17 protein-coding genes are annotated in these 18913 nt (G+C 41.6%); 4 read left to right on the top strand and 13 right to left on the bottom strand.

The annotated features are described in order from the left end of the window. Entirely contained in the window at positions 1 to 966 is a 966-nt protein-coding gene (locus tag FET73_RS07540) for a calcium/sodium antiporter (RefSeq protein WP_154223335.1), read from the bottom strand. A 101-nt stretch (positions 967 to 1067) separates the two neighbouring features. Here FET73_RS07540 and FET73_RS07535 point away from each other — a divergent pair, with 101 nt between their 5' ends. Further along, positions 1068 to 1304, top strand: a complete 237-nt coding sequence (locus FET73_RS07535; protein WP_154223334.1) for a BolA family protein — start codon at positions 1068 to 1070, stop codon at positions 1302 to 1304. A gap of 18 nt (positions 1305 to 1322) precedes the next feature. Further along, positions 1323 to 2588: a UDP-N-acetylglucosamine 1-carboxyvinyltransferase gene (murA, locus tag FET73_RS07530; protein ID WP_154223333.1), complete on the top strand. Its 1266-nt coding sequence runs from the start codon at positions 1323 to 1325 to the stop codon at positions 2586 to 2588. An 80-nt stretch (positions 2589 to 2668) separates the two neighbouring features. On the opposite strand, the gene FET73_RS07525 is transcribed toward murA, so the two are convergent. The 12 genes from FET73_RS07525 to FET73_RS07470 form a co-directional block, all read right to left on the bottom strand. Further along, positions 2669 to 3841 (bottom strand): toxic anion resistance protein, encoded by a 1173-nt coding sequence (locus FET73_RS07525; protein ID WP_154223332.1) that lies wholly within the window; start codon positions 3839 to 3841, stop codon positions 2669 to 2671. Positions 3842 to 3851: 10 nt separating this feature from the next. Continuing rightward, positions 3852 to 4685 carry a 5-bromo-4-chloroindolyl phosphate hydrolysis family protein gene (locus FET73_RS07520; protein ID WP_154223331.1) on the bottom strand — a complete coding sequence of 278 codons (834 nt, stop codon included), beginning with the start codon at positions 4683 to 4685 and terminating at the stop codon, positions 3852 to 3854. Between the two features lie 123 nt (positions 4686 to 4808). Then, the gene (locus FET73_RS07515) at positions 4809 to 5696 is read right to left on the bottom strand and encodes an adenylate/guanylate cyclase domain-containing protein (protein ID WP_154223330.1); all 888 of its coding nucleotides are present in this window, start codon (positions 5694 to 5696) and stop codon (positions 4809 to 4811) included. Further along, the gene (locus tag FET73_RS07510) at positions 5689 to 7935 is read right to left on the bottom strand and encodes a thiamine pyrophosphate-dependent enzyme (protein ID WP_154223329.1); all 2247 of its coding nucleotides are present in this window, start codon (positions 7933 to 7935) and stop codon (positions 5689 to 5691) included. Before FET73_RS07510 ends, FET73_RS07515 begins: the two co-directional genes overlap by 8 nt. Positions 7936 to 7945: 10 nt before the next feature. Next, on the bottom strand, positions 7946 to 9112 hold the full coding sequence (locus tag FET73_RS07505) for an acyl-CoA dehydrogenase family protein (RefSeq protein ID WP_154223328.1): 1167 nt from the start codon (positions 9110 to 9112) through the stop codon (positions 7946 to 7948). 129 nt (positions 9113 to 9241) lie between these two features. After that, the gene (locus FET73_RS07500; protein ID WP_154223327.1) at positions 9242 to 9886 is read right to left on the bottom strand and encodes a DUF4124 domain-containing protein; all 645 of its coding nucleotides are present in this window, start codon (positions 9884 to 9886) and stop codon (positions 9242 to 9244) included. Between the two features lie 3 nt (positions 9887 to 9889). Further along, entirely contained in the window at positions 9890 to 10738 is an 849-nt protein-coding gene (locus FET73_RS07495) for a hypothetical protein (protein WP_154223326.1), read from the bottom strand. A gap of 46 nt (positions 10739 to 10784) precedes the next feature. Next, positions 10785 to 12116 (bottom strand): 23S rRNA (uracil(1939)-C(5))-methyltransferase RlmD, encoded by a 1332-nt coding sequence (gene rlmD, locus FET73_RS07490; RefSeq protein ID WP_154223325.1) that lies wholly within the window; start codon positions 12114 to 12116, stop codon positions 10785 to 10787. Positions 12117 to 12149: 33 nt separating this feature from the next. Next, complete coding sequence (locus tag FET73_RS07485; protein WP_154223324.1) at positions 12150 to 12755, bottom strand: YdbL family probable chaperone protein; 606 nt, start codon at positions 12753 to 12755, stop codon at positions 12150 to 12152. A 103-nt stretch (positions 12756 to 12858) separates the two neighbouring features. Next, positions 12859 to 13908: a DUF4034 domain-containing protein gene (locus tag FET73_RS07480; protein WP_154223323.1), complete on the bottom strand. Its 1050-nt coding sequence runs from the start codon at positions 13906 to 13908 to the stop codon at positions 12859 to 12861. Positions 13909 to 14078: 170 nt separating this feature from the next. Then, the gene (locus FET73_RS07475; protein ID WP_218944294.1) at positions 14079 to 15026 is read right to left on the bottom strand and encodes a TraB/GumN family protein; all 948 of its coding nucleotides are present in this window, start codon (positions 15024 to 15026) and stop codon (positions 14079 to 14081) included. A 147-nt stretch (positions 15027 to 15173) separates the two neighbouring features. After that, positions 15174 to 15671, bottom strand: a complete 498-nt coding sequence (locus FET73_RS07470; RefSeq protein ID WP_179952166.1) for a tryptophan-rich sensory protein — start codon at positions 15669 to 15671, stop codon at positions 15174 to 15176. Between the two features lie 223 nt (positions 15672 to 15894). On the opposite strand from FET73_RS07470, the gene FET73_RS07465 reads away from it, so the two are divergent. Both FET73_RS07465 and FET73_RS07460 read left to right on the top strand, forming a co-directional pair. Continuing rightward, entirely contained in the window at positions 15895 to 17538 is a 1644-nt protein-coding gene (locus FET73_RS07465; RefSeq protein WP_154223321.1) for a hypothetical protein, read from the top strand. Continuing rightward, on the top strand, positions 17535 to 18689 hold the full coding sequence (locus FET73_RS07460; RefSeq protein WP_218944293.1) for a DUF819 family protein: 1155 nt from the start codon (positions 17535 to 17537) through the stop codon (positions 18687 to 18689). Before FET73_RS07465 ends, FET73_RS07460 begins: the two co-directional genes overlap by 4 nt. The last annotated feature ends 224 nt before the right edge of the window (positions 18690 to 18913 follow it).

Below are 18913 nucleotides of genomic sequence, written 5' to 3'. Positions count from 1 at the left end.
TTAAGTTTTAACATATTGCCAAACCATATAAGTGATATACATCAGTAATAATACCACCCCAATGATGCGCGACAACAATTTATCTTTTAAAACAAAATAAACGGAAACAAAAAACAAAAATACGGTTAATAACAGCATGTAAAAGTAATCGTATTTAATGAAGTCAGGAGAAAACTCAAACCCCCTAATGACACCAGAAATACCGATAACGCCGAGTAAGTTGAATATGTTTGAGCCAACCACATTACCAATGGCTAAATCATGTTCGTTCTTCATCACACTGGCAATGGTTGCAGCCAATTCTGGCAATGAAGTACCTAAGGCAACAACAGTTAAACCAATGACTAAGTTTGACACGCCAAAATAACGTGCAATGTCTGTCGCACCAATAACCATAACATGTGAGGCCACTGGTAAAGCAATGATGCCAAAACCCAAAAGCAACAATGATTTATTCATGCTGATGGTAAAATCAAACTCAGCTTCTAATTCATCCGTAAACTCATCTTTACCTTCTTTTAACCCAAGAAAACCAAGCAAACCTGTCACAACAAACATGCCAGTAAGCAAGACAATCCCATCCAGCCGGGTTAATTCAAAATCTAAAAGCAAGAACAAAACGAGTAAAGTCACGACAAGCAGGATTGGCATTTCTCGTTTGATTATTCTGGAATGAATGCTCATCGGTACCATAACCAAGCCCACACCCAAAACCAAAGCAATGTTAGTAATATTGGACCCCACTGCATTACCAAGTGCAATACCAGAATCACCCTTGAAGGACGCGATAGCAGAAACCACCATCTCTGGTGCTGATGTTCCGAAACCCACAACAATCAAACCCACTAACATGGTAGAAACACCTAGGTGTTTAGCGGTGGCTGCAGCGCCCAGAACAAACCGATCAGCCGCTATAATGAGCAGGATTAAACCAGCAATCAAGTATAAGAAAGAATAAATTAGCATATATTAAAGTGTATAGCCTTCAAAAAAAGTGTCACAAATACTTTATAAACGCGACATTATAAAAGATAATCCGCTATCCTTAAACAGCCAATAGTCATTACATGGACCCAAAAGATATTGAACAATTGATAAAAGACCATTTTCCTTGTCAAGTTGCTAAAGTAGACGGTGCTGACCGCAGGCATTATGAAGCCACCGTGGTATCATCAGCATTTGAAGGCTTGATGAAAATCAAACGCCACCGTTTAATATATGCTGCATTGGGTGACCACATGATTGCTGACATCCATGCATTAGGTATCAAAGCATATACACCTGAAGAATACAACAAACTTTAACATAGGTCACAGTCACACATGAACAAAATCACCATTCACGGCGGCACCCGCTTAGCAGGAACCATTAAAGCCTCTGGCGCAAAAAATGCCGTTTTGCCTATTTTAGCAGCGACATTGGTGGGCCAAGGAGAATCACACATTTCTCATGTTCCACATTTGCATGATGTGACCACAATGAACCAATTACTGGCTCAAATGGGCGCACAATTGACCGTGGACCATCATTCAGATATATACATTAATCCAGACAGTATCACTGACCCAGTTGCACCCTATGAAACTGTTAAAACCATGCGCGCATCCATATTAGCACTTGGCCCACTGGTGGCACGATTTGGCCAAGCCAAAGTGTCTTTACCTGGTGGCTGTCAAATTGGCTCTCGCCCGGTTGACCTTCACATCAAGGGCTTGAAAGCCATGGGTGCTGAAATCGAAGTGATTGATGGTTACATTCATGCCCGCACCAAAAATGCCCTTGGCAACCGTTTACAAGGCAACCGAATTGTGATGGATAAAGTAACCGTCACAGGAACAGAGAATATTTTGATTGCCGCTTGCTTGGCTCAAGGTGAAACTTTGATAGAAAATGCGGCCATTGAGCCTGAAGTTGTTGATTTAGCCAAATACCTGTCTGCCATGGGGGCCAACATTGAAGGTATAGGCACCTCAAAAATTTATGTACAAGGTAAAGACAGTTTAAATGGAACGCACCATGCTGTGATGCCAGACAGGATTGAAATCGGTACATTTCTGGTCGCCGCAGCCATGACCCAAGGTGACATCACCATCACCAACACCAGCAATGAAGACCTGGATGCCGTGCTTGATAAATTAACAGAAGCTGGCGCACAGATTGAATTAGGTGAAAACCAAATTTCATTAAAAATGAACCAAAGGCCAAACCCTGTTGATATATATACCGCGCCACACCCTGCCTTTCCTACTGACATGCAAGCACAGTTTTGTGCATTGAATGCTGTAGCTGATGGTACCAGCATCATCACGGAAAACCTGTTTGAAAATCGCTTCATGCATGTAGAAGAACTGAAACGCATGGGTGCGGATATCAACGTTGAAGGTAATCGTGCAATTATCAAAGGTGTAGACCACTTATCTGGTGCTCCAGTAACAGCCACCGATCTGCGTGCATCTGCATCATTGGTTATTGCTGGTTTGGCAGCCCAAGGTGATACTGATGTTCACGACATCCATTATATAGACCGTGGTTATGAAGCCATTGAAGAAAAACTCAACCAACTGGGCGCAAAAATCATCAGAAGTTAAATTCAGAATGCATCAACACTCAATAAAAAGGCGGTTTCAATTGAGACCGCCTTTTTTAGTTAGAAATAATACCAATGCTGTTAGTCCGCAGACTCAGAAACAGCTTTTGATTCGGCTTTAGCGCGCAACAAAGCATCACGCAGTTTACTTTCTGCTTGAGCCAACTCACCAACAGCAGCTTCACGTTTGTTTCGTCCTTCTTCTGCTATTCTTAAACTGTCATCTATCGTCGCAATCAATTTATTGTTGGCCTCTTTCACCACTTCAATATCAAAAATGCCGCGTTCCATTTGTTGACGCACTTTGCGGTTAGCAACTTGTAGGTTTTCTGCATTAGATGCCAACAAGTCATTGGTTAAATCAGTGGCATCCTTAATCGTGTCTGCCGCTTGCTCTGAGCGCCAAATGGTTACCGTTTGTGCCAATTGCTGACGCCATAACGGCACCGTATTAGCGATGGTTGAATTGATTTTATTGATCAACCCTTTATCATTTTCTTGCACTAATCTGATGCTTGGCAAGCTTTGCAATGTCACTTGGCGTGTCAAACGCAAGTCATGAACCCGCCGCTCTAAATCTGCAGTAGCTGAGCGCACATCCCTTAACTTTTGAGCTTCTAACATGTCATCCGAAGCGTTCGACTGCTTTTCCATCGCTGGAATCACTTCATCATGAAGTTCACGTAACTTTTCTTCACCCGCCTTGATGTAATCTTCCAGCGTATGAAAATATTCTAAATTTGCCACGTAAAGTCGGTCTAAACTGGTGATGTCTTTCAACAGTGTGGTTTTGTGCCCTTCTAATTTATTGATGATTTTGTCAATTTGCTTTTTGACGTCTTCATATTTTTGTAAAAACTTAACCAAAGGCTTGGCCTTACCAAACAAACGCGCAAAAAAGCCTGGCTTTTTATTGGGGTCTAATTCATCTATATCAAAGCCACGGATGGTCGCTACCATTTCATTCAATGCATCACCGGACTTACCTAAATCTTTGTTTTTCACACCTTCTAGCATTTTGTCAGATATTTCAGTAACCTGCTCTTGCGCCTTACTGCCAAAAAATATCACAGAATTGGCATCTTCGATATTGATCTCTTTAATCAAAGCGTCAATGCGTTGCTTTTCTTCAGAATCCACATCTTTGTATGCCACCATTTCATTCATGACACCAGGTACAATCTCTCCTTCTATGGTGCCATTTATGGTTTCGTTGGTCACGTCTGTATCTACGCCAGTTTTTTGTTCGCTCATTATTGTTATCCTATTTGATACCCTGTTTCTCTAATAAAGTATTTAACACTTCGATGTCCACATCCAAGTCAAACACATCCTGTTCTATCAGTTTATGGTGTTGTTTTTTGAACACCGATTCAATATTCTGTAACACTTGTTTAAAATTTTGTTCAAGTTTCTTATTTTCAACTTTGTCATGCGTCTGCCCATACCGAGAAATAACGCTTTCTGTTGCTGTTAAGTAATGGTGTAAAAATCGTTGGGCTTTGTTAATTTTTTTAGGGTGTGCAGTTAAATGCCCCAAAATGTCTTGTGTCGTTGAAGCAATCCGTTGCAAATGCCCTGTCAGCTCTGCATTTGAAAATTGACTGATACTGCTTCTAATGTTAATCACCGCTTGTTCTGCATTGATTAACACTTGCTTTTGTTCATCGTCATCTATCTCAGAGAAAGATTTCGGCACCACATGATCTAAACCGTACCACAACATAGCACCTAAACTGGCTGCAGCACCTAATCCTATAGAGGCGAACAAGCCATAGCCGGTTAAAAACCAAGCCGCCAATCCATTGACCACACCTAAAGTACAGGCACTCAAAAACATCATGGGCACCTGCTGTTTAAATATTCGTTTGTCTTTAATTGCCTGGCGTTTGTTCTTAAGGCCTAAACTCATCCAAAATGCCACAATCAACATACCCACAAATGCAGCTGCCGATAACAACATATTAAAAAAGTCTCCAGATATCAACTTCACCAAAACTGGAATAAAAAACAATACTGCAAAAGCATAAAGCAACCATGCCGTACCTTGGTATTGGTCAACGGCTTTTTGGGCTTGTTTTCTGTACTTAACTGGCATCACCAAACCATCCTAATGGCCACAACCACTACAGCGAAAAACAACAAAGAAAAGCCAATAAATTTTTTAAAAAAATCGTTCACTATTTTTCATTCTCCAGTCTTTATCAGTGTCATTTACTGATCACTTCTTAATTTGATATCGCAACAACTGACCCGCATCCTCAAAATCAGGCTCTCCAAATGCAATCAAGCCCTCACCTTGTAGAACCATGGCGTCCCTGTGTATGCGAATTGGATCAGCATCACCTTGTTTCACCCACGAACCATTGGTACTCATGTCAGTGTATTTGAAATTACCACCTGAAAACTGAATTTCCGCATGTAAGCGTGAGGCCATTAACACTTGAGTTTGCAAATCGTTATCAATCCCCCTACCAATTGATTTAGTCGGTGACTGTTCGGTCATGGTATGGGTTTGACCACTGATTTCTAACAACATTTCACGTTGTGCGATTGGTGCTTTGATGTCCAGTGCTGATGTGACTCGTGTGATTTGACTGACATCTTGTTGCCAAAGGATTTCTATGATTTCTACAGCCAAAAGTTTTCCTTTGACCTTGGTTTTACCCAATGAACGCTGATCAAGTACCGGTGGCAAGTGGCAATCTTTAAAAGTTGCTGAGTTGGTGATGATCTGGCCTCTTTTGGCATAACCTGTCATGCGGGCAGCTACATTCACCGCATCACCAAAAACGTCACCCTGCTCTTCAATCACTTTACCGTAATGAAATCCAACGCGAATACTGATGGGGTGATTGCCCAGAACAAAGTTACCACTGACTGCGTTTTGCATGTCTACAGCAGCTAACATGGCATGATTGGCCTTGGGAAAAATACACATGATTTCATCACCAATGGTTTTGACCAATTCACCTTCATGAACCTCGGCTTTTTGTAACAACACATCTAACACCGATGAAATGGCAGTACGCGCCGCTTCGTCGCCATGTTTTTCAAACAAAGCGGTGCTGTCTGCTATATCGGCGAATAGAATGCAAAGTTCAGCCATTCAAATTTTTCAATCCTTCTGTTATACGTTGTTGATCCGGTAATACCATTTTGGCAGCATCAGCTAAGGGAGTAAAACTGTCTGCGCCGGTAATTAACTCTACACTCAGTTTAACCTTTTTATCTGATTTGTTCAATCGGCTCACCAAGCTAATAACAGCTTCACCGACACAGGCTGAATAACGCCCTTCATCCACCACTAATAATTTATCAAAACCTGACACCAGATCTACAATTGCAGATTCATTGAGTGGTTGTAACCAACGCAAGTCAACCACCTTAACTTTGGCCTCATGTGTGGCTTCAAATTGCTTCACAGCAGCCAAACTCATCGGAACCCCATTGCCATATGTAATCAATAAAATATCTTCAGCACTTTCATGGTAGATTCGAGGCTCGCCAATGGCCACATATTCACCCGGTGCGGGGTATTTAAAATTCCATTCACCATCACCTTCAGCATGTAAGTCTTTGTGCATATATAAAGCAATGGGTTCAATAAATAATGACACCCTCCCATTCACTTTAGATAACGCCGTTAATGTTCGCATCATCATCACCGCATCATCACCTCGAGATGGGCAGGCCACAATCACACCAGGAATGTCTCTGATGGCGGCGATTGAATTATCATTATGGAAGTGACCACCAAAACCTTTTTGATAACCCAAACCCGCAATCCTCACTACCATAGGATTGGCATATTGGCCATTGGAGAAAAACTGTAAACTGGCCGCTTCACCGCGTATTTGATCACAAGCGTTATGAAAGTAAGCCAAATACTGAATTTCAGGCACAGGCAGCATCCCCATATAACTGTAGCCTTGTGCCAAGCCAAGGATGGTTTGTTCATCCAATAGTGTATTGAACACACGTTTAGCCGAAAAGTGCTGAAACAACTTCTTAGTGATCGTATAAACACCGCCTTTCTGTGCCACATCTTCCCCAAACATAATCAGTTCTGGGTACTTCAACATCAAATCATGTAAGCCTTTATTGATTTGAATCGCCATGTGTTTCGGAGCCTGATTCTCTGGCAATATTTTTTCATTGCCAAACAGCTGTAACCGCTTATCTGACTCAACTGTTCTTGCAGCCTCTTTATTGACTGCTTCTTCATCATAGGGTGCCAGTGGTTCCATCACCTGTTTTAGGTCACTGATTTTTGTTTTCTTGTGCGCCAATTCCGCTTTATCCAAACATTCTTTGTGTATCTTGTGATACATATCCAGTACTTGCTCAGCTGTCATCAAACCGTGATTGATTACAGTGGCAGCAGACCGCAACAATGGATCCTCAGCTTCAGCTGCCTCTAAATCTTTCAGTTTACGGTAATCAACTTCAAAATCCGTTCCCGCATGCCCCATTAATCTGGTTGTTTTCAGGTGCAAAAACACGGGCTTGCGTTCTTGGCGACAAAAATCCACCGCACGTTTGATTTGTTGATAACCGGTTTCCATATCCAAACCATCGGCTTCAAAATACTGCATGCCTGGGCGGTGTTTGAAATTGGATTTAACCCAGTTGCTTGGCGTTTTAACTGAGATGCCAATCCCATTGTCTTCACAAACAAATAAGACCGGCACTTTCAACCCTTGAAACGATGCCCAAGATGCCGCATTAAAAGCACCCTGTGCTGTCGAATGATTTGAGCTGGCATCACCAAAATTACACAAAACGATGCTGTCTTCAGGAACAGGTATGTCCGCTTCAGAACGTTGGGCTAATTCAATACCTAGTGCACAACCCAACGCTTTGGGCAAATGTGAAGCGATGGTAGAAGTTTGTGGTAAGACCCATAAAGGTTTAGAGCCCCAAACTTTATGGCGCCCTCCAGATGCCGGATCGCTCTCTGCCGCCGCAAAGGATAAACAGGTATCCCAAATTGGATCTATGCCCTCAATGTGCCTAGACCGTTCCATCATCAAACCGCCAGAACGGTAATGTAAAAATGCTGGGTCCGTATGGCGCAGCAATTTCCCTAACATGGCATTACCCTCATGACCTGAGGAGCCAATGGTATAAAAAACTTTGTTTTGTAATTTCAAGATACGGGCCATCAAGTCCAATTGTCGCGAACGCACTTGAGACTCAAATATATCTAAGACCACACCTTCATTTAATCCCTGCTGTTCTAGTGACTGCTTGGTTTCTTCTGCTTGGTGGCTTTTAACAAATTCAATAAAGTTTTGGTCAACAACCTCAGCACGGTTGATGACCTTAGATTTTTGTTGTGACATGACAAGTCCCTTAAAAAGCGTTTTTGCCAGTCAACTCTCTGCCCACCACCAACTGATGGATGGTTTCAGTACCTTCGTATGTGATCACACTTTCTAAATTCAACATATGCCTAATGGCCACATGTTCAGTTGTAATACCTGCACCACCTAACATATCGCGACACTCACGGGCAATGTCTATGGCCATGCGTACGTTGTTCCATTTGGCCATAGAAATTTGTGTGGGATGCAAATCGTCAGACTCTTTTAATTGTGACAATCGCAAGGCCAATAATTGTGCTGTGGTGATGCGGCGAGACATGTCTGCCAACTTTTGTTGAATGATTTGATTTTCATTCAATGAACGGCCAAACAACACGCGCTCTTCTGTATAATCAATCACCTCTTGCAAACACGCTTGAGCTGAACCTATTGGACCCCAAGAAATACCATAACGGGCATTAGACAAACAACTCAAAGGACCTTTCAAACCTTTAACATTCGGCAACCTGTTAGCATCAGGTACTCGTACATTATCAAAAAACAAGGCCGATGTGACAGAAGCTCGCAACGACATTTTGCGTTTGATTAATTCTGTATCAAACCCTTTCATGCCTTTTTCAATTAAAAAGCCTTGAATACCTTCATCAGTTTGCGCCCAAACAATGGCCAAATCGGCAATCGAACCATTGGTAATCCACATTTTAGAACCGTTAATGATCCAGTCATCACCATCTTTTTTGGCGTGTGTTTTCATTGATGCTGGGTCTGAACCCGCATGTGGTTCTGTCAACCCAAAACAACCAATCACTTCACCACGTGACATGGGAGGCAACCACTTTTGTTTCTGCTCTTCACTACCGAAAGCATAAATTGGAAACATACACAAAGAGCTCTGTACCGAAGCAAAACTCCTTAAACCAGAATCCCCTCGCTCCAGCTCCTGACAAATCAAACCATAAGAGGTGTAACTCAAGCCAGCACAGTCATAACCCTGAATGCTGCTACCAAACAGCCCCAAGTCGGCCATCTCTGGAATCAAGTCCATAGGGAATTCATGGTTATCAAAGGCTTCGCCTATGACTGGTAAAACACGTTCATCAACCCAGCGCCCAACTGACTGCTGAACCATTTGCTCTTCTTCTCCAAGCAATGCATTGATGTCAAATAAATCTAAAGGGTTTAGTTTCTTACTCATGGTGTGGTGTCCCAAATAACTTTAAAAAATAATGCAGCTATTGTAACCCCATATAAGCAGACATTTGGCATGATTTTGACACAAAAAAGCCGCCTTTGTAGGCGGCTTGACAGATGTCATACTCAGAAGTTACTCTGAAGATTCATTCTCTTCGACACCAGTATATTTCTTAAATTTTGCCAGCTCATTATCATATTTGATGGTCGTCGTTTCTACTTCAGCTTTTTTATCAATAATGAATTGTTTTTGGTATTCAATTTGACCTTTGATTTTTTCAATTTGATCCAAGAAAACTTTTGACACTGTTTGACCATTACGTTCTCGATCAGCTGCTCTTTTTAATAAATCTTCATGGTTCCTTTGTTGAATAACCAAATTATCTTCAGCCATTTCGATGTTTCGATATAACGAATCCAAGCGCTCTCCTTTAAGTCTGATGATTTGATCTTCACTGGTATAAGACTTCAAAATGGCATTCCGTTCTTTTTCTAAACGAATCGCTTCTAAACGCTGTTGTTCCGCCAATTCACGTGCTTTTTTCAATTCGGCAGCTTTCGCCTTTTTTTCTTCAGGTGTTAAATCACGATTGGTTTTTTCTTTGACAACACCTTGGTCATTCAACTCTTCACGAGCCAACTTATTTTGCTCAGGCGGCACTTTGTCACTGTAAGTTACATTGCCATCCTCATCAACCCACTTATACAACTTCCCAGCCATTCCTGTACTGATCATCAAACTCGACATCAGCAAACTTAACACTATACCCTTTCTCATAAATTACCTCGCAGAAAAAATTACCAACAATGCGACAAACACCAAACAAGCCACCAACATGCGCTTCAATACAGCCATCGTGGTTGTGATTACTTGATGGGCATTACTTTGATTTTCATCATTTTTAACAGCGTCACTTTCATCAGTTGACACTTCAATTTCACCGTGTTCCACAGTATGGTACATGGCATCATATAAAAACTGACAGTTTAATTCAGTTATGGTTTCAGTATTTATCAATGGTTTACATTTTGACCAAACTTTTTCAAAATCAGAAGCTACAGCCAGCGCCACAGTCATCAATAAAGCCGCAGGAAAGTCCAATATATCCATCAGTTTAGATGCCCATGATTTCATCACTTCATCACTTAAATCAGCTTCATTCAGTTGCTGTGCGACACGATACAAAACTGCACCCCATAGACCAATGATCAAGTACCATATAAAAACACCAAACCATCGGTGTAATGCCGCATCAGTCATGCCATTGATGATTGATTTATGGTTTGACGCCTCAGTCAAAGACATTTGTTTTAACAGCTCACCGTTTTCAATCGCGGTTTCCATGGGCTTTGGACCCAAACAATAAAATAAAATCAGCACATGAATTACCAAATGACCGACATGGTGTCCATTATGGAAAGCTGAAACATTAAAAACATCTATCAACAAACCTAAAAGAATCAAAGGCACCAATAAAACAGCAACAAAGCGTGCTTGGCCTGCTTCTATACCCAATTTTTCTTTTAACAACCCATTAAAATCAGTCACCACAACAAACGAGGTCATCCACTCAGGTTTATTCACCCAATGAAAGAGTGCAAAAGCTATGATGACAGCCAATAATGTCATGATATATTTCCAATTAAAATCAACCTTAACATGATAACATGATTCCTTATGGTCGCGAAAATATGGCCATAGATTCTACATGAGAAGTATGAGGAAACATGTCCATCACACCCGCTTTTTCAAGTGTAAAACCCAATTCATTTACCAATCGGTCCGTATCACGCGCCAAACTGGCTGGATGACAAGAGACATAAACCAAGGTTTTTGCTTTTGTAGCAGCAATCAAAGGCAATATTTCCCATGCACCGCTTCTGGGTGGATCAATCAAAACTTTGTTATAAGGTGAATTAAACCATGCACTGTTACTGTGGTCTTTGGTCAAGTCAGCACAATGAAAATCCACCGACAATCCATTCAATTCGGCATTGTGCCTGGCACGCTCCACCAATCGTTCATCACCCTCAACACCAACCACTTGAGCCGCCGTTTGCGCCATCGGCAAAGTAAAATTACCCAAACCACAAAACAAATCCAATACCACATCGTTCGCTTCTAGATCCATTGCAGCCAGAGCCTGCTTGATCATTTTTTCATTCATCTTGCGATTGACTTGAATAAAATCATTCGGCAGAAAATGGTAATTTAAACCATAATGGGGCAATGAAAAGGCCAACTGCCTGTCACCATAAGGCACCAATGGTTTGACTGTGTCCGGTCCTTTAGATTGTAAGAAAAACATCAATCCTTTTTCTTCACCAAAAGCTTTCAATAACTCAAAATCAGGGTCAGTTAATGGCCTCATGTGCCTGATGATGATTGACAACTCATCATCGCCCAAAGAACATTCAATTTGTGGAATAAAGGCTTTGATGTCCATTTGAGCAAAAAGTTCGGCCAATGGCTGAATCAAATCCGCCAAAGGTTTCTCTAACACCTCGCAAAAGTCCATCTTAGCAACGAATCGACCATTTTTCTCACGAAAACCAACCAAAACAGCTTCTCTGGCTTTCACCCACTTAACACTTAATCGCGCGCGGCGCCTGTAAGCCCAATGGTCATCTGTTAACGGCTCAATCCACTCTTTAGGCTCTGCTTTGGCCATTTTATAAAAGTTACTTTTCAACGCATTGAACTTGAAATCAATTTGTTTTTCTTCTGCCAAATGCATCATGGTGCAACCATTACACATCTCGTAATATTCACACTTAGGGTCAACACGGTCATCCGATGCAACAAGTACTTCTTGCATCATGGCTTCGTTGTACTTGCGGTTCATTTTGCTCAATTTAGCCGTCACCGTTTCACCTGGTAGTGCATTTTGAACAAACACCACTTTTTCATTCCATTTAGCTATACCTCGCCCATCATGACTTAAATCTTCAATCACTAATTCAATGGGTTCTTGAGGCAGTTTCTTCGCTTTCCTTGATCGACTCATGTTTTTACTCTTAATTTACGGCTTTTTACTGGCTTATTTAACGACCCACTGGCCATCTTGATTCTGGTATTTCCAGCCTTTTTTGGCTTGGGCGGTCCATTGTTTTACAAAGGCTTTTTGAATTTTATCTTCCCATTCTGGATGGTCATTAGCCACAGCCACCTCACGATACAATGCTTGTCGGTCACGATTTTCATCTGCGACTAATTTTTTTGCCACTTGACGGTCTTTCAAACCCAAAGAAGCATCATCCACAACCTCTACAAAACCTTGGTTGGTGAATCCAATGGTTTGGTTATCTAAAAATGATTTCAATGATGATTCGTATCGACCTTTAATCCGAGCAGTCAGCGCATTGATCGCTGGTGATGATACATCAATATCTGCTTCTGCCTGTGCATGTGCCGTTCCAATAAACCAATTGATGGGATTGACAGCGGTCACAATCATCAACATATCAGGCATCAAACTGCCTTGCTCATCACTGGCAGGTGCTTCATTCTCATCACCCAAAATGTCCTTCACCACTTTTTCAGCAGCAGACTCTACTTCAGCAGCAGGGAAATATACATTGATTGTCACACATGCTGCGACGAAGACGAATGAAAATATAAATAAGCTACGGTACCATTTTTTCATGTTGACCCCTATCAGTTCAAAGAATCAAATTATAAATGAAGGTCGTGAACTTGTGCTGAATGATTTGAGCTATTATTACTGTGTCCAGAAAGCTTTTGCCATTTTATTGGTTATATTCTCGCCAACGCCTGAGGTGATAATTAAACCACGGCTGCTTTTTAAAGTAAGTTTGCTTGTCATTATCCCAAGATGTACCAATAGCCTCTAACACAACACCAAAAGCATCGTAGTCTTCTGCCAACATCGCACAATAACCGTATTTATGCCAAACGAATGTTGACGGTCCAAATTTTTGTAACAGGTGTTGAAAACCAGATTTGGCCCTTTTCCATGAATAAGGACCTCCATTATTAACGAATATCTTTCGCGTATTAAAGGTATGTGCTGCCACCAAAATGGCATACATACCCTCTCCATAAATAGCTTGCGTATCTGTTGCTGCTTGTTCGATAAATTTTTGCAACTCGCTGTCTGATCCATACCAGATTCGCTGCATGAATTTACGCATGGTATAAAAAGTATGGACATAACCTGGATCTATTTCCATACATTTGTTGAAGTACGATAACGCCAATGGCTTGTCTTTTAAGGAAGCAAATGCCAAGCCAATCTGCTCCCTACACAACTCGGCATCCATTGGCCCTTTTTGCTCAGCTTTATTAGCTGAAGTCTGTGCCAATTTTAAATACTTTGCAAATCCCTTAAACTGCTCTTCAGATGTCAATGATGCATATCCATTACCACGCAAATCTCCAGCTTTGGCACGGTAGGCTCTGGCCTCTAAAATATCTGGTATATTAGATTGAGGATCAAATTCGCGCCATTCACCAATAAACGCATGTATGGCTGGATAATCCGGAAAGTCAATTACAATCACATTGTACAGTTCGAATAAAACTGCATCGGTATTATAAAACTTATAATGATGGGTCCTTACTTCATTAACCAACCTTTCTAATTCTTTAAATGCCCTGTTTTGAACCAGGTCATAAACCACACCTCGAATGGTCTTCCATTCAAACCAACGACCGGAATTATCCACCACTTGTATTTCTGAAGAAAGTGCTTTTGGTTCGTATGATTCATCCTCATATGAATGCTTATAGATAAAAATAATGAGGACCAAAACAATGATCACGGGAACAGGTTTCATAACAATCAAGCATGTGTAAGTGAAATTGATTCTAATGCCTCTAAATATGACAATCAATGATTAAAAACCACAACTCACCATCAACTCACACCAATCAACCATTACCCTGCTGCCTGAATACTGCTGAGAATAAAATTAAAGTACCAAATTCTTGATTTATCAAACACGGGTTAGTGCGGTGATTTAATAAGGTATCCTTTTGCTGCCAAGTCATTCAAGATACTTTCATCGCTAAGTAACTGAGTAATCGGCCAAACTGCAAAGGTTGAACGGTTTGAACTCAATGCGTCATCAATAGCCTCTATCCAAACTTTCCTCAGTCGAGACCTTATATCAAATAACCCAACCTCTTGAGCCAAGTCACTGTTTAAAAATGTGGATGAACAAGCTTGCCCTTCATCCACATAAGGCAAAGATTTTATGACATCAACTTCACCCAATGACCAGGCGTTTGCCCTGACAGACATGTTGTCCAAGTCGTGTTCAACACGATCTAACGTTTTTATAAAACATTCAAGGTCATTAATGGCTGTTTTTTTGAATTTTTTAACCATGGATTTTGGCTCCTTGAAATCAACTTTAATTTTGGGTTCAATGACCTCAAGCCGATGCTTCTTGGCCACTTTTCTGAGTTTTTTGACGACTTTGGTTCTTGACGTTAATCCATTTTCTTTCAGCGCTTTTTCTAGCAACTTATATACAGCAAAAATGGGTCTGGTTTTTTCAATGCTTCGGCTTTTGCCAATGTATTGATGCTTTAAACTCAACCAACGCGCATAAACCTCAGCAGGCAAGATGTCTTTGAGCTTTTGTTTTTCTGGGTTTTTCTTGATGCCAATTGCAGAAGTCGCCAATGATATTTTGCCGAAAAACCCCACTTCATCAAGGTCAAAATAAAATGACGGCATGTTCATAAAAGCTTGAGATTTTTTAATCACTTGTTCAACCGGTATTGAATTCCAGTCTATTCTTTTAGGCAAAGGCGATAATGTACCCAAAATCCACAGAGTATTATCCCCATGAGTGACTTTCCACAAATCGGGCCCTGGCACTTTGCCGCTGACCACTATTTTGTTTAGTTCAGGTATGTTGTTTTGAGCTGTTGCGCTGGACACCATAATAAATATGTGAAAGACACAAAGGAGAACGTATTTCATGTGCATGTTTTTTCTAAACCTTAAAAAGCACAGTTTAACTGTGAAAAGATTAAATTATCGGTAAGGGATAAAGCTTTCATATTCTCAACAATATCTGGCTTTACCAAATTAATAAAACAACTCTGTATTCAGCTGCCACATGGCGAAGTTGAGCACGGTTGCGAAAGTAACCCACAATATATAAGGCAGCATCAACACAGCCGCGACTCGATTAACCCGCCAAAATAAGACGATATTGACCGCTATGGCGATCCATAACAAAACAATATTAATGACCGGACCCAAACCCAATGACCACGCAAAGAACAACCAGCTCCATAATCCATTAAGCACCAGCTGAATCAAGAAAGATACCAATGCCAGGCGCTGAGGTTTTGATGCTGTTTGCCGCCAGACCAACCAAACTGAAACAGCCATTAAGGCATAAAGCGCCGTCCAGACAGGCCCAAAAAGCCATCCAGGTGGCGCCCAGCTAGGCTGCGTTAATTGACTATACGTGTCAGCTGCATTGAATGTCGCCATCGCGCCAACGAAAGAGGCTGCAAAACACAAAACAAACCATGTCAACAAACCCAACAACTGTTTTTTTATAGAAAACCTACCCACCGTGACATTTCCTTAATTATTATTGCGCTAAATTTTACACATAGTGCGTGAAAATCACATCAATGTCCCATGCCACCACCGGCAAAGACATATCCACGCTTTGTGGTCTTCTGCTGTAATCTGCTCATTCACTGAGAATAAATGATTAGACGAACTATTGATATCACTGTTATATTGTTGACTGAATGAACATCCACCGAGGTTAAATGTGAAGACAAAATTAATGACACTGATCCTGATGATGGTGACATTTGGTGCGCAATCTGCTTCTGAATTCAACGAGTTAGAAACATTATTTACACAATGGCGCGCATTTGAAACTGCCCCATTACATGAATCCGCACCTGACTACCGCCAACAAACCTTTGAAAAACGCAGGCCGCAATGGCAACAGTTTAAAAGCCAACTGTTGGCATTAGACAAAACAAATTGGACAACGCCACAACAAATCGACTGGTTCGTGATGCTGGCAGAGATCAACGGTTATGAATTCAATGAGAACGTACTCAAACCATGGGCCAGAGACCCCGCTTTTTACAAGCAGGTGTGGACTTACCAAAGTGACGTGCCCGCACATGAAGGGCCTACCCCGCATTATGTTACAGAGCTGTGGACCTATGACTTCCCTTTAAAAGAGGCTGAACAACAGCGATTAAACATTGATTTGTCACGCATCGCCCCATTACAAAAACAAGCCCGACTCAACCTCACAGGAAACGCCAAAGAACTGTGGGTGGCCGGTATCCGAGACATCAAAGATCAACACAAAGAATTGACCGAACTGAAAGATAAAATTTCAGCTACAAAGAACCAAGATTTGATGGACACATTAAACGAGGCGACACAATCCACAGCAGCATTTGCCCAATGGTTAACCGAACAAAGTGGCTCAAAAACAGGCCCTTCAGGACTGGGAGTTGAACAATACACTTGGTATCAACAACATGTTCACCTTTTGCCATTGACATGGAAAGACGAGGTGCGCTTATTACAAAGAGAATTAGACCGCGCTTGGTCGTCTTTAAAACTGGAAGAACACCGCAACAGAAACCTGCCTCAGTTGGTGCCTGCTCAAAATGCCGCTGAATATGATGAACTGGCAAAAAAATCAGCCGCCTATTTCATGAAATTCCTCAAAGATAAAGACATTGTAACCGTCTCAGACTATTTTAAACCCGCACTAGACAAAAGGCTGGGGAGTTTTATACCTGAAGCGACACGAAATTTTTTCTATATCGGTTCACACTTAGACCCCACACCGCTGTACTCACATTTTTACCATTGGTTTGAATTGGCCATCATAGAACACAATCCAAACCCCAGAACCCTTCGCAAAGGCGCCCTGCTCTATAACATATTTGACAGCCGCAACGAGGGTACCGCGACAGCTGTGGAAGAAATATTCATGCACGCCGGCTTATACGACCACAACCCAAGATCAAGAGAAATCGTCTATATCATGTTGGCACAAAGGGCCGCTCGTGGGTTGGGCTCTTTGTATGCACATGCCAATGAAATGACAATGGAAAAGGCCGGTGAAATTCACATGAACAACACCCCCAGAGGTTGGATGAAAACCGAGCCCGATTTACTGATATTTGAACAACATCTGTATCTACGTCAACCGGGATACGGTACCAGTTACGTCACAGGCAAATACCTGCTTGAAAAAGCCATGGCACAAAAAGCCATATTGGATGAAGCCGAGGGCCGTGAATTTGAACTCAAAGCCTTTTTTGACCAGTTGAATGACATTGGTGGTATACCCATTGCTTTGGGCACCTGGGAAATGAATGGAATTAAACCTGAGTTTTTAACTGAAGTTGAAGCGGAAGCCAGAAAGTCAGCGCAACAAAAACAACCATGAGTTTTATCACAGACCCGATATATGTTCTGACAATATTGTGTCTGATGGTGATTCTGGCAGTGTATGTCAGTAAAACCACTGTTGGCAAAAAATTAGGCGCCGCACTTTTGGTGATTTTATTCACTGCTATAATTGCCAACCTGAATTTGATTCCCTCGGCTTCGAACAGCATTCCGCTATATAGTGGTATTTTTAAATACCTGGCACCCATCGCCATTTTTTACCTGCTACTCAAAGTCAATATCAGCACAATAAAACAAGCCGGCCTACCAATGATCGGCTTATTTTTGATCGGTTCTTTGGCCACCTCATTGGGAATCCTTATCGCCTGGACAGCGTTTTCACCCGCTGATGTATTTGGAGAAGACGCACGCGTCATCGCTGGTATGCTCACTGGAACCTATACAGGCGGCAGTGTGAACTTCAATGCCATAGCTTTGGAATATGGTTTTCAAGAAAAAGGCGCCTTATATGCAGGCGTGATTGCGGTAGATAATGTGGTGACCACCTTATGGATCATGGTCACATTGGCCATGCCTGTATTTTTGAATCGATTGTGGAAAGGCAGAACCAGCAGCCAACTGACATCGTATGTTCAAGTTTCAAAAGACGGCCAAAAGGACCCTGATAATGAGTACATCGACTTGCATGGATTGATGTGGTTGTTATTCTTAGGTGTTGGCGCCTATTTCATTTCAGAAATCATCAAACAATGGATACCACAAATCCCTTCAATCTTAACCATTTCCACATTGGGTATCTTACTTGCCCAAACAAAATTTGTGGCCAACTTAAAAGGCAGCCACAACCTGGGCTTGTATTTGGTCTATATATTCCTCGCTGTGATTGGCGCCTGTTGCGAACTGGCTGCCGTTATCGAGCTCAAAGACTTAGGCATCACCTTGATATTATTCACAGGAACTGCGGTGCTCTTACATGGGATAATCATAACCTTATTGGGCGGTCTGCTTTACCGAGACTGGGAAATGGTGGCCATCGTCAGTCAAGCAAACATTGGCGGTGGCACAACTGCAATCACTTTGGCCGAATCGTTTGACCGAAAAGAACTGGCATTACCCGCCATTCTGGTTGGATCATTAGGCAGTGCACTGGGCACCTACATCGGTTTTTTGGTAATTTATTTGCTATAAATGCATCACAATGCAATTCACAGTGAAAAACCGCACTGTGAAAGTTTTTTATTTAGATGAACTCAAAGGTGCTTCAAGTGAGTTAATGCAGTTAATCCCACTTTTTCTTAGCAAGGCTAAGAATGAAAAAATCAGCCTTATTCTTTCTTCTGATGTACATATGTACTAATACTTGTTCGTATTTTAGCCACAACAAAATTATCATATGAATGACAAGATCAGGG

Origin of the sequence: Marinicella rhabdoformis, from assembly GCF_009671245.1 — a bacterium.
GTDB lineage: Bacteria > Pseudomonadota > Gammaproteobacteria > Xanthomonadales > Marinicellaceae > Marinicella > Marinicella rhabdoformis.
Note: the sequence above shows the minus strand (reverse complement) of the source record. Positions and strands in the feature narration are given on the sequence as shown.

Bases quoted from the DNA above. Each gene is read 5' to 3' on its own strand.
- FET73_RS07540 (WP_154223335.1), bottom strand. From the start codon at position 966: ATGCTAATTTATTCTTTCTTATACTTGATTGCTGGTTTAATCCTGCTC.
- FET73_RS07535 (WP_154223334.1), top strand. From the start codon at position 1,068: ATGGACCCAAAAGATATTGAACAATTGATAAAAGACCATTTTCCTTGT.
- murA (WP_154223333.1), top strand. From the start codon at position 1,323: ATGAACAAAATCACCATTCACGGCGGCACCCGCTTAGCAGGAACCATT.
- FET73_RS07525 (WP_154223332.1), bottom strand. From the start codon at position 3,841: ATGAGCGAACAAAAAACTGGCGTAGATACAGACGTGACCAACGAAACC.
- FET73_RS07520 (WP_154223331.1), bottom strand. From the start codon at position 4,685: ATGCCAGTTAAGTACAGAAAACAAGCCCAAAAAGCCGTTGACCAATAC.
- FET73_RS07515 (WP_154223330.1), bottom strand. From the start codon at position 5,696: ATGGCTGAACTTTGCATTCTATTCGCCGATATAGCAGACAGCACCGCT.
- FET73_RS07510 (WP_154223329.1), bottom strand. From the start codon at position 7,935: ATGTCACAACAAAAATCTAAGGTCATCAACCGTGCTGAGGTTGTTGAC.
- FET73_RS07505 (WP_154223328.1), bottom strand. From the start codon at position 9,112: ATGAGTAAGAAACTAAACCCTTTAGATTTATTTGACATCAATGCATTG.
- FET73_RS07500 (WP_154223327.1), bottom strand. From the start codon at position 9,886: ATGAGAAAGGGTATAGTGTTAAGTTTGCTGATGTCGAGTTTGATGATC.
- FET73_RS07495 (WP_154223326.1), bottom strand. From the start codon at position 10,738: ATGACATTATTGGCTGTCATCATAGCTTTTGCACTCTTTCATTGGGTG.
- rlmD (WP_154223325.1), bottom strand. From the start codon at position 12,116: ATGAGTCGATCAAGGAAAGCGAAGAAACTGCCTCAAGAACCCATTGAA.
- FET73_RS07485 (WP_154223324.1), bottom strand. From the start codon at position 12,755: ATGAAAAAATGGTACCGTAGCTTATTTATATTTTCATTCGTCTTCGTC.
- FET73_RS07480 (WP_154223323.1), bottom strand. From the start codon at position 13,908: ATGAAACCTGTTCCCGTGATCATTGTTTTGGTCCTCATTATTTTTATC.
- FET73_RS07475 (WP_218944294.1), bottom strand. From the start codon at position 15,026: ATGGTGTCCAGCGCAACAGCTCAAAACAACATACCTGAACTAAACAAA.
- FET73_RS07465 (WP_154223321.1), top strand. From the start codon at position 15,895: ATGACACTGATCCTGATGATGGTGACATTTGGTGCGCAATCTGCTTCT.
- FET73_RS07460 (WP_218944293.1), top strand. From the start codon at position 17,535: ATGAGTTTTATCACAGACCCGATATATGTTCTGACAATATTGTGTCTG.